The organism is Glycocaulis sp. (assembly GCF_050485565.1).
Taxonomy (GTDB): domain Bacteria; phylum Pseudomonadota; class Alphaproteobacteria; order Caulobacterales; family Maricaulaceae; genus Glycocaulis.
Map to the genome: position 1 here is coordinate 73,818 of NZ_JBJHBQ010000004.1, position 12,910 is coordinate 86,727.

Below are 12,910 nucleotides of genomic sequence, written 5' to 3' on the forward strand. Positions count from 1 at the left end.
CCCGAGCGCGATTCAATAATTGTTAACGCCGCAGGAGGAGCTTGCGGTCATCAGAAATGTTACTGAGTCGGAGCCTCTAAGGCGGCATGATGACCCTGGCAGCAAGGCTTGGCAGCTGGATCGCCCGTACGCGGGCGCGGTGGATTCATGCGCTATGGGCAACGCTCTGGCTGGGTTCCGGCCTGACCGCCTTCCTGCTCGGTGCCAGCTTTGAGACAGGCGCGCTGATCGCGGCTACCGGCCTTCCCGGACTTGTAGGACTGCGTCTTGCGCGGGCGGGCAGCTGGAGCGATACCGCGCGCGCCTTCATTGTGGTGAGCTGGGCCGTGCCGGTACTGACGCTGGCTGCGCTGCCGGGCGCGATGGCGGGTCTCGCCGTTCTGGCCGCCCTTGCCGGTGCTGCGGCCCTGTCTGCCAGCCGCCAATATGGTGCCGCCCTGGTCAGCCTGCTGGCCAATTCGGCCTCTCTTGCCATCATGGTCTATGCCGGTGCGGTGGAGCTGGCTGCCTTTGGCCTGCCCGTATCGATGGAGCTGGCTCTGGGGGCGTATCTGGGGCTTGCCGGGCTGATCGCGCTGGCCGGTCTTCTGCCCCGGCTCTCGCATGAGAAGCGCGACAACGCACAGCTTCAGCCGCTGGCGGCCGGATTTGTGAATGCGCCCTCGGCACTGATCGTGTGTGACGGCGACGGGCATATGCAGGCCATGTCGCGCGCCGCGCGTGATCTGCTGCCCGGCCTGCCGCGCGATATTGACGGCCTGCCGGTGTCCCACCTCGCCTATGAAGACGAGGGGCGTGACCTGCTTGAGCGCCAGCTGCGCCATGCCAGCGGGTCGATTGTCACCGAAATGCGCGGTGCAGGCGGGCGTCCGGTATCGCTGGAAGCGCGCGCTCACCGCGCGGACGGCGGTTTTGTCGTGGCGCTGTCGGTGCCGCGCCGCGAGGACAGGCTTCTTGACCGGCTGGCCCGCGAGCGTGACGAGGCGGTGGCGGCCAGCAAGGCCAAATCGGAATTTCTGGCCGCGATCAGCCATGAGCTGCGCACGCCGCTGAACGCCATTATCGGCTTTTCCGACCTGATGAAGCAGCGCCTGTTCGGGCCGATGCCCGCGCGCTACGCCGAATATGCCGATCTCATCCATGAAAGCGGCGTGCACCTGCTCGATCTGATCGGTGATGTGCTCGACATGTCGAAGATCGAGGCGGACCGCTACGAGCTGATCCGCGAGACCTTCGATGCCGGTGAGGTGGTCGAAACCTGCGTGCGCATGATGCGCCTGCGGGCCGAAGACAAGAATATCCGCCTCAGCTGCGATCTGCGTCAGAGCGCCGTGATGGTCGATGCCGACCGCAAGGCGCTGCGCCAGATCGTGCTCAATCTCCTGTCCAACGCCATCAAGTTCACCCCCGATGGCGGTGCCGTGGTGGTCATGCTGCGCGCCAGTGGCGCTGAGCTGGTGCTGGCTGTCGGCGATAGCGGGCCGGGCATGAGCGAGGAAGATGTGAGCCGTCTGGGGCAGGCATATGCGCAAGCCGCCAATGCCCATCAGAGCGATGAGCGCGGTTCGGGCCTGGGGCTGGCGCTGGTGCATGCGCTGGCCGGCCTGCATGACGGTTCGATGAGCCTGCAGAGCCGTCTGGGCGAAGGCACGACCGTGACGGTGACGCTGCCGGTGGTGCAGGCCGGGGATGACGGCATTTTGCACAGCGAGCCTGAGCCGCCCGCCATCCATGAACAGATCCGTCTGGCACAGGCAGCCGGTGAAGCCATCGTCCAGCAGGCAGCTGCGAGCTAGTCCAGCCGGGCGGCGTTCGCGGCCAGCGCGTAATCGCGGGCCTGACGCAAGGCACCGATCTCAATCCACACCCGCCCGATGCGTGCGCCGGAAGCATCATAAAGGTCCACGCGCGCAGCCTCGGCTGCTTCCAGCGCCATCATGTGTTCCAGCGTATCGGCGGGAAAGGTGAAGCTGGCGGTACGGCCATCTCCATCCGGCGCAAACTGGCCTGCATCGCGCAGCACACCGCTGGTCCAGACGCGCCGCTGCCCCGATGACAGGGCACCGAGCGTCGCCAGAGGCTCTCCGCCGGGCGGCTGGCGGCGGCCCCCATAAGTGAAATCGACCGGGCGGGGGGCCAGTTCCAGATCTCGCATGACCAGCAGCGCGCTGGCGGCCTGGCGCGCAGAGCGCAGGGACAGCAGAACAACCGCGTCCCCGCCGATCAGGACCGAGCCAAATTGCGCCGATATGCCGTCATGGTCTGCGCTCTGTGAGAGTATCCAGTCGCTGGCGCTGTCACCGGCCTGGCGCGCTGTCCAGCTGCGCCGGTGGCCGTCAAAGCTGCGTTCTCCGCCCATCAGCCAGCCATTGAGGGCCTGCCGGTATCGCAGAACGCTACGCTGTGCGTCCGCGCTGGCGCAGTCAGGGCTGGCCCAGCGCCGCTGGATGCGTTCCGCGCCCGATGACCAGGTAGCCGATGACATGCCGCCTGCCTCTGCCTGGTGGCGGGCGGTCGCGATCTCCCTGTCGAGAATGGCCCGCTCACTACGGGGCAGCAGCGCGCACGCCTCGTCGATGGCGGCAACCTCGACCAGCCGGGCCAGACGCGCAGCCGTTTCGGCGCGCGCATCGTCGCCCGGGGCGGTTATGGCAAGGCTGGAGGCGAGGGCGAGAACAATCATGGGAGCGGATATTACGCGCTCCGGGTTGATCTCCGGTTTACGGCATTGCCCGCGAACAGCAAAAGTACAGCCAGCGCGAAGGCGATCAGGGCAAACAGCCTGTCATGCTGGCGGAATAGCTCGATCAGCTGTTCGCTGAGCGCGTAGCTGGCCTGCGCGGTCGGGCCGAAGGCGGTGACAGAACCGGCATCCCACAGGACGGCGCGCCCCTGCAGCTCACGCCAGAGATCGGAATGGGCCAGCCTGCGCGCAGCGCGCGAGAAATCTGCCCCCTCCGGCGCGGTTAGCAGCACGATGGTGCGCCCGTCCGCCTCACGATAGAGCGCGCCAATTCCGGTGACGGCGCCGGTTACCGGGCTGCCCTCATCGGCAAAGGCCGTGGATCCATAGGAGCGGCGCTCGCGCGGGACACGCCGGTTGGCCGCTTCGGTGGCCGCGCGCACTTCGGCAGGCGCGGCGCTGACCAGGCGCGGATCAATGGCCCCGATCGGCCCCATCAGGAACAGGTCGTGATCGGCCGGTGCCAGAGCCGCATCGCTGCCATACCAGGCGTAGAGCCAGGCTGATCCGGAAACCAGCGACGCGCGAGACAGCAGGCTCAGCGCGCCCAGCCGGTCGGCGGTGTTGTCACCGGCCAGAACGATCGCGGCCCGCCCGCCATTTTCCCGCGCAAACGGCACGCCGGATTCGGCCAGTGCCTGCAGGCTATCCTGCCGTGACGTCGTGCCGGGGGCGATGTGCGTCAGGCGCGGCGCAGGCAGGGCCGTGGCCGGTGTCATGCGCGTCTCCGTTCCGACGAAGCTGCGCGCGGCAAACAGGCGCGCCGCCGCCGCCACCGTGGTGGTCTCAGCGCCCGCCAGACGGATTGTATAGGGATCGGTAAGGGCAATGGAGGCGTTGGGCGATAGCGGGTCCATGGCGGCGCGTACCACCAGTTCTGCCGCTTCGGCGCGCTCCACCAGAACCGGCGCCTGACCCATGCGCAGGGCGAGACCCTGCGCGACCAGAGCTTCGACAGCCAGCCGCTCACGGCCCGAACCGCTGGCATCGACAAATATCCGGCGCGGCGCGGCAAAATGGGCCGCCAGCGCGGTTTCCAGCGTTTCGAGCGTTTCGTGTCCGGCCGATGGCAGGGCCGTCACGCGCAGCCGGCTGGCGCGCAGATCAACCTGCCAGCCATCGGCATTGCCTGCATCAAAGCGGATGACGAGAACGTTCTCGCCCGCCCGCAGACTGTCTGAGTAGAGCGAGAAGCGCGCTTCAAAGCTGTCGGCACGCGGGGTGAGGGCGATCGTACGTGATCCGGCCAGCAGGGCTTCAAGACGGCCGCCCGATTGCGCAGAGACGGGACGGGCCGAAAGGACCAGTTCCACGCTTTCAGGGACGGAGCCCGGTGCGAGGGTGAAGGGAATGCGCAGCTCGCCCGTGCTGGCATCCAGCGGATGCGAGGTCTGATTATCTGGTGTCAGGCTGGCAAGGGTGCGCTCCTCGGAGCGGGCGATGCGGCCGGGCGTGGCCGGGGCGCTGGATGCGGCGCTGGCTTCAGCATCGGGAATCGCGCCAGCAGACGGACTGAACACACACGCCATGGCCACCGCAATCGCTACGGCCATACACATGACACTCCACCAGCGTGCCTGTATCGTCATGAAACGCTCCCCTCGATTTACACATTATTAAGCAATTGTCCGGCCAGCAAGAGCGAATCATGCCTGAGCTCAGCACATGGATATGGGTGGACGCCCTCAAATGGCGCGCGGAGCGCGAGGGCGCGTCCTTTTACGTGCTGCACAAGGGCGATGCGGATGCCGGTGTGGTTCTGGTCAAGCTGGTCGGCGCAGACCGGCTGGCACGGCTGTTTGTGCCGGTGCGCGACATGGAGGGCGAGCGTCTCTGGTCGCAGCCTTTGGGCGCGCTGCCCGTCGAGGAAGCCCGCGCCGACAGCTATATCGCGCGCCGCCGCGATGATGATCCTGATATCTGGGCGGTGGAGATCATTGACCGGCAGGGCCGCCACTTCCTTATGGAGCGGGTTGAGGAATAGCTGTTAACCAATCGGTAACACTGCTGATTTCCCAACGCGCCGGTGACGCAGTTTTAACGCGCGGGCGGCACACTGCACCCATTGAGGATTTTTGCACGGCCTGCCGGCCGGGGCGGGCGCTGCATCAGACAGCGCAGCCGGGGTGGAGCTGGCAGACCGGATTAAAAGTGGGGTGAGGTCGCGTGCTTTTTCTGTTCAACGATGTTGTTTTCAGTCTGGGCGATCCTGAGCGGGCCGCGCTGTCGGCGGGCAGCCCGCTTGGCGAATACGCGCTGAAGACCATGAGTCTTGGCAAGGCCGTGCGGCTGGTGCGCGAGGCGATCCACGAAGATCCGCTTCTGGCCCGCAATGCGCCGGAGAAGGCGCGCTTTCTGGCCGCTCTGATCGGCTGGAAGAGTGAGGATGCCAATGCGCTGCTGGCCGTCAGGCCCAGCGCAACCCGCGGGCCGGAGGATGTTCAGGTTCGTGTGGCCTCGGTCGGCCTGGTCGTACTGACGCAGCTCAAAAGCCTGCAGGACCTCGACATGCTCAGCGCCCGCGCGGCCAATGATGCGGTGTGGCTGCACGCGCCCCAGCGCTTGCGTGCGTAACGCCTGATTGCTAGGTCCGGGCGCGAAACTGTTTCGCTAGCCAGGACCGGCCATGACCTCCCCCTCAAGCGCGCTGCCTGAATGGTCGCGCCGGCGCACCTTTGCCATCATCTCCCACCCGGACGCCGGTAAAACGACGCTGACGGAGAATATCCTGCTTAGCGCCGGCGCAATCCGGCTGGCGGGGCAGGTGAAGGCGCGCGGGGAGAACCGGCGCACCCAGTCAGACTGGATGAAGATCGAGCGCGAGCGCGGGATTTCGGTCTCCGCCTCGGTGATGACGTATGAATATGGCGGGCTGATCTTCAACCTGCTCGATACGCCCGGCCACGAAGACTTCTCCGAGGACACCTACCGCACGCTCACAGCCGCCGACAGCGCGATCATGGTGCTGGACGCCGCCAAGGGTGTGGAGCCGCGCACGCTGAAACTCGTCGAGGTGTGCCGCCTGCGCGATATCCCCATCCTCACCTTCATCAACAAGATGGACCGTGAGGCGATGGACCCGTCCGAACTGCTGGACGATATCCAGGACAAGCTGGCGCTGGACGTATCGCCCATGCAGTGGCCGTCCGGTTCGGGTAACCGCTTCAAGGGCGTGGCCGATCTGGAACGCGACGAGTTTGTGATCTACCGCCGTCCGTCTGCTGATGATGCTGATCCGGTGAAGAGCCAGCGCGTCTCCCTCTCTGGCAATGAGATCAGCTCGATCCTGAACCAAACCGAGCTGGCCGAGCTGCGCGAAGGCGCGGAACTGGCGCGCGAGGTCTGCCCCGCCTTCAATCCGCAAAGCTATCGCGAAGGGCATATGACGCCGGTCTATTTTGGCTCGGCGTTGCGCCAGTTCGGCATCTACGAATTGCTCGAAGCCCTGAAGCAGGTCGCGCCGGGGCCAGAAGCCCAGCCCGCAACAGGCGGGCCGGCACCGGAGCTGAAACCGGACGGCAAGGAAGTGGCCGGCTTCGTCTTCAAGGTTCAGGCCAATATGGACCCGAACCATCGCGACCGCGTGGCCTTCATGCGCCTGTGCTCCGGCACGTTCAAACGCGGCATGAAGCTGAAGACCGATAGCGGCAAGCTGCTGACCGTTTCCAGCCCGATCATGTTCTTCGCCCAGGACCGCGAGCTGGCCGACGAGGCCTTTGCCGGTGATGTGATCGGGGTGCCGAACCATGGCGCGCTGCGCGTCGGCGATACGCTCTCGGAAAGCGGCAAATGGCGGGTGGCGGGTATTCCCAACTTCGCGCCGGAACTGCTGCGCCGGGCGCGGCTGAAAGATCCGCTAAAGGCCAAGCACCTGAAAAAAGCGCTGGAAAGCCTTGCCGAGGAAGGTGTCACCCAGCTTTTCCGCCTGCAGGTGGGCGGGGACTTTGTGGTGGGCGCGGTCGGCGCGCTGCAGATCGACGTGATGGCCGAGCGTGTGGCGGCCGAATACAATCTGGAAGTCACTTTCGAGCCGTCACCTTACGACACTGCGCGCTGGATCACGGGGCCGCGCGACAAGCTTGAAGCGCTGATTGACCGGCACAAATCTGCCATAGCCGAGGATATCGATGGCGCGCTGGTCTTCATGGCCAAGAACGCCTGGGAAGTGTCCTACATTCAGGAGAAATGGCCCGATATCGAGTTCCACCGGGCCAAGGAGCGCCGCGCGTAATGGAAACCATGAACGATCTGTGGGCCATCGTCGCCGATGTCTGGAATACCAGCTTTCTGGGCCTGAATGTCGGCCAGGCGCTGATCGGCCTTATCGTGGTGGCGCTGGCTTTTGCGGTGCGCGGGCTTGCCGGCTGGGCGATCACGAAATTCCTGCTGGCCCACGCACAGAAAACCACAACGCGGATGGACGAGAAGGTCGTGCGGGCGCTCTCCGGGCCGATCCGCATGATCCCGATCATTATTGGCGTCTATATCGCCGTGCTCATCGTTGGCCTCGACCAGCCTGACGGTCAGGGGGCAGGCATCAATCTGGTGCGCACGCTGATCATCATTGCGATCTTCTGGGCGCTGCACAATGTGGTGACGCCGGTTTCCTACCTGCTCTCCCCGTTACAGCGCGCGCTGGGGCCTGTGCTGGTGGACTGGCTCGCCAAGACGCTGCGCATCCTGTTCGTGGTCGTCGGGGCCGGGGCTGTGCTGCAGCTCTGGGGCATTCCGGTGGCGCCGATTGTCGCCGGTCTGGGCCTGTTCGGCGTGGCCGTGGGTCTTGGCGCGCAGGACATGTTCAAGAACCTGATCTCAGGCCTGCTGGTGCTGACCGAAAAGCGCTTCCTCCCGGGTGAGTGGATTCATGTGGACGGCGTGGTGGAGGGCATCGTGGAGCAGATCAATTTCCGCTCTACCCTCGTGCGCCGGTTCGACCGCTCGCCGGTCTATGTGCCGAACTCCTTCCTGTCAGACAGGGCCGTGACCAACTTCTCGCGCATGACCCACCGGCGCATTCTCTGGACCATCGGGGTGGAGTACAAGACGACCACCGACCAGCTCCGCTATATATGCGACAAGACGCTGGAATGGCTGGACGATCATCCCGGCTTCGCCAAGCCGCCTGAAGTGGCGCGTGCGATGCGGGTGGACAGTTTCGGCGCGTCCTCCATCGATCTTCTCCTGGTCTGCTTCACCAACACCACCGCCTGGGCGGACTGGCTGGAGCTGAAAGAAGAGCTGGCCTTCGAAATGAAGCGCATCGTGGAAGGGGCGGGGACCGCTTTCGCCTTCCCCTCCACCAGCGTCTACATGGACAATGGCGCGGAAGTGTTCGTGCCGCCGGAAGTGGAGACCCATGCGCGGCGGCTGGCGGGCGATCTGGAGTCCGATGATCGGAGCAATCCACTGGCGCGTGTGGAGGACAGTGACGATTGAGTCCCAAGGCGCGCACGCCAAAGCCTAACCCGGTCGCGCGCGGCCTTGCCCGCCGTTCGCGCAAGGCCGGTGCCATGCCGGCAAAGAAGGGCAAGGGCTCGATCTACAAGCGCCACCCCAAGCACAGGGACGATGAGGGGTAGGTGCGCGCCTTCCGATTGGCGGTAGGTTGAGACTGTAAAGCCTGCTAAAGTGCGTTGCAAAGCCGAAGAGTGCTGTCCCGGAGGGAAAGCCGATGCAGAAGACCTTTTATGTCAAGGCACTATGGGATGAGGACGCCAAGGTCTTCGTCTGTGAAAGCGATATCGAAGGGCTGCATATAGAGGCTGAAACGCTCGACGAGTTCGAGCGGCTGATCCATGAGCACGCCCGCGAGCTGGCGCTGCAAAACCATATTCTCAATCAGACCGGCGCCGCCAATCTGACACTGGCCGATCTCATTCCGGGCATTGTGTGGCAGCGGCCTGCAGAACCTGCGCCGCTTTGCGCGTGAGCCGCGATGGGGCAAGGCTATTACCGCGACGTCATCACCGAGCTGAAACGTGCCGGGTTTCGTCAGATTGCAGGCGGCAAGGGCAGCCATGAGAAGTGGGAGTCGCCACAGGGAAAGTGGGTGCTGGTTCCGCGCAACACGAAAAGCCGTCACACGGCCAATGCGATAATGAAGTCAGCCGGTCTTGCCGCGAAGTTCTAGGCCGCCTGCATGTCGTTGCGCATGCGCCAGAAGCGCATGGCGCGTTCAGCGTCTTCCTTGGGCAGAGCCGTGTACAGCGCGCCGAGTGCCTGCGCGTCCTCGCTCAGATTGCCGCGTGACTGGCCGCGCAATATGGCCAGCGTGACAAACAGCGCCTTGTCAAACCCCGCCGCCTTGCAGATCAGCGCCAGCCCGTCCGGGCTCTTGTGATCGAGCGCGCGCTGGGCGGCGCTGTGATCGACCCCGGCCAGCTCGGCCAGCGCCACACAGCACTTCACCCGCTCGCCTTCGCGCAAGAGACGCACCAGCAGCGAGCCATCCAGCTCCTTGCGCATGCGCCTTGTGGTGACGAATTTGCGCGCCTCTGCAATCGCCCTGTCACTGGCGATGCGCGCTTCCAGGCGGGCATGCGAGGCGGCAAGGGCGGCTTCGGCAATCGCCGGGTCCAGCGTCTCGAAGCGCTTCATGATCCGGTCGCGCAGCGAAGTTTCCACCACGCTCATCAGATCGCCCAGAAGGTCCACCGGCGTATCGCCACGGTTGACGATGGGCGCCTGCAGGACCGGGCTGGTCTCCGCGCGCCGGGTCACGGTCTCGAAGGCATTGCGCGACAGGCGCGCGCCGTCATTGGCAACGAGGCGCGCCAGTGTTTCATCATCGCCATTGGCGACGATGGCGTCACTCACCCGTTCGGGTACTGCCTCCCGCGTGGCCATGGCGCGGCGGTGTTCCTCATCGGCCTCGGTGGCGATGGCGACGAGGTCGTCCTCGGTCAGCACGCCGGACTGGGTCAGAATGGGCGCAGCCACTTCAATCGCGTCGCGCGCCAGCTGCATGACAAGGCCGCGCGGGGCCAGCGGCGCATCGGCAAAGCGGCGTGACAGCTCGGCACGTGCATCCTGCGCGGTCTGGGCGGCGAGCGTGGACAGCACGGCGTCAAACTGCTGGTGCGCGCCGGTGCCGTTCTGCGGCGCCTCATCGAAGAACAGATCGGTGACCTCGCGCAGAAGCGCGCGGCGGCGCTCGGAGGATTTCTCCCGTGCCAGCCCGGTCAGATGGTGAAGCTTGCTCTCGATATCCATGAATTCCCACCACCCCTGATCATGTTTGCCCGTCAGGTTAGGCCCGGAGGGTAAACACCCGGTTTGTGTGCCGTTTTTTGCGCCGCCGGGGAGGGTTAATCTCGGATCAGGCTTAACGTTCCGGAAACAGCTGGCTTTGAGCGCTTTCAGGCAGGGGGCTGATGGCTACTGGCGGGACTGACAGGCCGCCCTCCAGCGCCTCGCGTTCGCGGGCGCTGGGCTCACGCTCGATCGCGCGTTCAATTCGCGCCGCAAGCGAAGGCGACAGGCCCGTTACCGCGCCGGGAAAGGGGCGCGGGGGCAGCGGCGCAGCGTGAAGCGTACAGCGGTTCTGATAGGCATTATGCGTCCATGCCTGACAGGCTTCGCGATAGCCGCAGGCCGCCGCGCATGCCTGCCAGCTTAAGGCGGGCGCGCCTTGAAGGCGCACCAGCACCGCGCCGCGCCTTTCCTCGCCATGCAGGATCGCGCCCGATGGCACGCCATGGGGCAGGGACAGGCTGGCAAGGAGGAGCATGACGATCATGGCGCTGATTTGGCGTGTAAGCGGTGAAGGAAGCGTTTCTGTGGTGTGCGCTCGTTGTCATCCTCCGGCCATTCCATTTGTCATCACCCGCTTTATGCGGGTGATCCATGCCTACAACGGGCCGACAAGCCCCCGTCCTTCGAGACGGCTTCTGACGAAGCCCCACAGGATGAGGGCTTAGCCGTACTTTCCCTCATCCTGAGGGCGAACGCAGTGAGCGTCTCGAAGGACGAGGGAAAAGTAGCTCTCAGGCATGGATGGCCCGGACACCCGCCTGCGCGGGAGCAGGCAAGCCGGGCCATGACAGGTATTCTTGACGGTCTGCGTTTATCGGAGGAGCTTTGAACCCAACGGTTTCAAGGCGCAGGGGGCGTGGGGGTATGGATTACCGGGAACAGGTGCAGTTGTTTCTGTTCCCGCCCTATTTTGACTTCACGCGACTCCCGGTCAGGGAGCAGTTCTACGCTTGGAGCCTGATGCAATGGTTCGCTGGCCCTGCCATGTTCATGTACTCGCTTGGCTCTTTCGGACTGCTCTGTGTGATCCTGCTTGCGTTCGTCCCGGAGCTCGGGATCGCAGTGGACCTTGCCGCGCTCCCGCCCGTCTTCTGGCTATTGCTCGCGACGTCTGCGCCGGTCTGGCTGGCTGGCCGGATAGTTCTGTCGCTGGTACGAACCGGGGCAATGCCGCCCTATCCGATCCGCACCACCAGAGCCTGCTGGGTCGCCACTGTGCTCGCCGGGCTGTGGTTAATTTCACTCTATCCACTCTACGCTGAATACCAGGCGTCACGGGTTTAGCGCGCGCCCTTTCTGATTCTGGAATGACGCGTGTCAGGTAAGCCAGCACCACCCCCATTGCGCACGCCCCCCGCAACCGGCTAACCAGACAGCCTGCCAGGCATGAAGGGAGCGCGCGCGATGAGTGGCGAAAAGGCCGGTCTGCGATCACGGCTGGAAGTGTTTGTGGAGAGCGCCCTGTTCCGCAATGCGATCACGGCGCTGATCCTTCTCAATGCGGTGCTGCTGGGGCTGGAAACCTATGCCCTGCCGGCCGATGTGGCCGGGGCGTTCCTGATTGCCGACCAGATCATCGTCTACACCTTCGCCGCCGAGATACTGCTCAAGCTCTTCGTCTTCCGTCTGAGCTTCTTCCGCTCGGGCTGGAACTGGTTTGACCTTGTCGTCGTGACGATCTCGCTCATCCCGGCGGCCGGCCCGTTCGCGGTCCTGCGCGCGCTGCGCGTCCTGCGCCTGTTCCGCCTGTTCTCGGTCGTGCCGGAAATGCGCCGCGTGGTGGTGGCGCTGGGCAAGGCCATTCCCGGCATGGGCTCGATAATGATGGTGCTGGGCCTGATCTTCTATGTCGGCGCGGTGATGAGCTCGAAACTCTTCTCCGATACGCATCCTGAGTTTTTCGGTGATCTGGGCGCGGCCGCCTTCACCCTGTTTCAGGTGATGACGCTGGAAAGCTGGTCGATGGGCGTAGCGCGTCCGGTGATCTCCGAGCACCCGCTGGCCTGGGCGTTCTTCGTGCCCTTCATCATCCTGACCAGCTTTGCGGTGCTGAACATGTTCATCGCCGTTATCGTGGATTCGCTGCAGGCGAAACATTTCGACGAGGAAACCGAGCGTCAGAACAAGGCGACCGACGAGCGCACCTTGCTGCGCGAGGAAGTGATTGCGCTGCGCGGCGAGATCGCCGAGCTGAAAACGCTGATGCTTTCCGGGCAGGCAAAGCCCGCCCGGAAAGCGCCCGGCAAGGATGAGGGGAGCGCCGGGTAGTCTTGTTCAGGCCGCCTTGCGCCCGATGATTTTCGCAATGTCGCTGGCCGCCGAATGCAAGCCTTCAGCGCGCGCTTCCTCGCCCATGCCCAGACCCTCGGCCCGCACGATGCGCACATCTGTGATGCCGAAAAAGCCCATCATGGTTTTCAGATACGCTTCCTGATGGTCCATGGCGGCTTCGGCCGCGCTGCCCGCCAGCTTGCCGCCGCGCGAGGAGACGACATAGACCGTCTTGCCGCCTGCCAGCCCGACAGGGCCGGTCTCGGTATAGCGGAAGGTCTTGCCGGGAACGGCCAGCCGGTCGAGCCAGGCTTTCAGCTGGGTCGGGACCGAGAAATTGTACATGGGCGCGCCCATCACCACGATGTCAGCGGCGAGAAACTCGTCGACCAGCGTATCGTTATAGGCGCGCTCGGCGCGCTGGGCGTCGTTCAACCCTGCTATGTCGCCGCGCACGGCCTGCAGCACGGATCCGTCCAGATGGGCGGGCGGAGCGGCGGCCAGATCGCGGTAGGCGATGTCCAGATCCCGGTTCATGCCCGCGAGTGCAGCAACAAGGTCAGCACCAATCTGGCGCGAAGCCGATGCCTCGCCCAGGATTGAAGAGTCGATGTGAAGAAGTGTCATGTCAGCCTCCATCCG

The 12,910-nt window shown here is 64.8% G+C and carries 15 protein-coding genes; 10 read left to right on the forward strand and 5 right to left on the reverse strand.

What is annotated here, in order from left to right; genetic code table 11:
* The first annotated feature begins 86 nt into the window (after positions 1-86).
* Complete coding sequence (locus ACQ5ID_RS05635; protein WP_429911483.1) at positions 87-1,796, forward strand: sensor histidine kinase; 1,710 nt, start codon at positions 87-89, stop codon at positions 1,794-1,796.
* Here ACQ5ID_RS05635 and ACQ5ID_RS05640 read toward each other — a convergent pair.
* Together ACQ5ID_RS05640 and ACQ5ID_RS05645 are read right to left on the reverse strand one after the other, a co-directional pair.
* Entirely contained in the window at positions 1,793-2,683 is an 891-nt protein-coding gene (locus ACQ5ID_RS05640) for a hypothetical protein (RefSeq protein WP_429911484.1), read from the reverse strand. The two genes, ACQ5ID_RS05635 and ACQ5ID_RS05640, sit on opposite strands and share 4 nt — an antisense overlap.
* Positions 2,684-2,694: 11 nt before the next feature.
* Entirely contained in the window at positions 2,695-4,332 is a 1,638-nt protein-coding gene (locus tag ACQ5ID_RS05645) for a hypothetical protein (RefSeq protein ID WP_429911485.1), read from the reverse strand.
* A 59-nt stretch (positions 4,333-4,391) separates the two neighbouring features.
* Here ACQ5ID_RS05645 and ACQ5ID_RS05650 point away from each other — a divergent pair, with 59 nt between their 5' ends.
* The 7 genes from ACQ5ID_RS05650 to ACQ5ID_RS05680 all read left to right on the forward strand — a co-directional run bounded on the left by ACQ5ID_RS05650 (position 4,392) and on the right by ACQ5ID_RS05680 (position 8,873).
* Positions 4,392-4,727: a DUF1491 family protein gene (locus tag ACQ5ID_RS05650; protein WP_371392121.1), complete on the forward strand. Its 336-nt coding sequence runs from the start codon at positions 4,392-4,394 to the stop codon at positions 4,725-4,727.
* A gap of 182 nt (positions 4,728-4,909) precedes the next feature.
* The gene (locus tag ACQ5ID_RS05655) at positions 4,910-5,317 is read left to right on the forward strand and encodes a hypothetical protein (protein WP_429911486.1); all 408 of its coding nucleotides are present in this window, start codon (positions 4,910-4,912) and stop codon (positions 5,315-5,317) included.
* Between the two features lie 52 nt (positions 5,318-5,369).
* The gene (locus ACQ5ID_RS05660) at positions 5,370-6,974 is read left to right on the forward strand and encodes a peptide chain release factor 3 (protein WP_429911487.1); all 1,605 of its coding nucleotides are present in this window, start codon (positions 5,370-5,372) and stop codon (positions 6,972-6,974) included.
* On the forward strand, positions 6,974-8,179 hold the full coding sequence (locus tag ACQ5ID_RS05665; protein ID WP_429911488.1) for a mechanosensitive ion channel family protein: 1,206 nt from the start codon (positions 6,974-6,976) through the stop codon (positions 8,177-8,179). Before ACQ5ID_RS05660 ends, ACQ5ID_RS05665 begins: the two co-directional genes overlap by 1 nt.
* On the forward strand, positions 8,176-8,322 hold the full coding sequence (locus ACQ5ID_RS05670) for a hypothetical protein (protein WP_429911489.1): 147 nt from the start codon (positions 8,176-8,178) through the stop codon (positions 8,320-8,322). The genes ACQ5ID_RS05665 and ACQ5ID_RS05670 overlap by 4 nt, the downstream gene beginning before the upstream one ends.
* Positions 8,323-8,414: 92 nt before the next feature.
* Entirely contained in the window at positions 8,415-8,672 is a 258-nt protein-coding gene (locus ACQ5ID_RS05675; RefSeq protein WP_429911490.1) for a DUF1902 domain-containing protein, read from the forward strand.
* A gap of 6 nt (positions 8,673-8,678) precedes the next feature.
* Positions 8,679-8,873 (forward strand): type II toxin-antitoxin system HicA family toxin, encoded by a 195-nt coding sequence (locus ACQ5ID_RS05680; RefSeq protein WP_429911491.1) that lies wholly within the window; start codon positions 8,679-8,681, stop codon positions 8,871-8,873.
* On the opposite strand, the gene ACQ5ID_RS05685 is transcribed toward ACQ5ID_RS05680, so the two are convergent.
* Both ACQ5ID_RS05685 and ACQ5ID_RS05690 read right to left on the reverse strand, forming a co-directional pair.
* The gene (locus tag ACQ5ID_RS05685; RefSeq protein WP_429911492.1) at positions 8,870-9,955 is read right to left on the reverse strand and encodes a DUF2336 domain-containing protein; all 1,086 of its coding nucleotides are present in this window, start codon (positions 9,953-9,955) and stop codon (positions 8,870-8,872) included. The two genes, ACQ5ID_RS05680 and ACQ5ID_RS05685, sit on opposite strands and share 4 nt — an antisense overlap.
* Before the next feature lie 112 nt (positions 9,956-10,067).
* Complete coding sequence (locus ACQ5ID_RS05690; protein ID WP_429911493.1) at positions 10,068-10,481, reverse strand: PAN domain-containing protein; 414 nt, start codon at positions 10,479-10,481, stop codon at positions 10,068-10,070.
* Between the two features lie 476 nt (positions 10,482-10,957).
* On the opposite strand from ACQ5ID_RS05690, the gene ACQ5ID_RS05695 reads away from it, so the two are divergent.
* The gene (locus ACQ5ID_RS05695; RefSeq protein WP_429911494.1) at positions 10,958-11,281 is read left to right on the forward strand and encodes a hypothetical protein; all 324 of its coding nucleotides are present in this window, start codon (positions 10,958-10,960) and stop codon (positions 11,279-11,281) included.
* A 120-nt stretch (positions 11,282-11,401) separates the two neighbouring features.
* Positions 11,402-12,265 carry an ion transporter gene (locus ACQ5ID_RS05700; protein ID WP_429911495.1) on the forward strand — a complete coding sequence of 288 codons (864 nt, stop codon included), beginning with the start codon at positions 11,402-11,404 and terminating at the stop codon, positions 12,263-12,265.
* A 6-nt stretch (positions 12,266-12,271) separates the two neighbouring features.
* Here ACQ5ID_RS05700 and ACQ5ID_RS05705 read toward each other — a convergent pair whose 3' ends face one another.
* Positions 12,272-12,895, reverse strand: coding sequence for an FMN-dependent NADH-azoreductase (locus ACQ5ID_RS05705; protein WP_429911496.1), 624 nt, complete (start codon positions 12,893-12,895; stop codon positions 12,272-12,274).
* Positions 12,896-12,910: the final 15 nt, after the last annotated feature.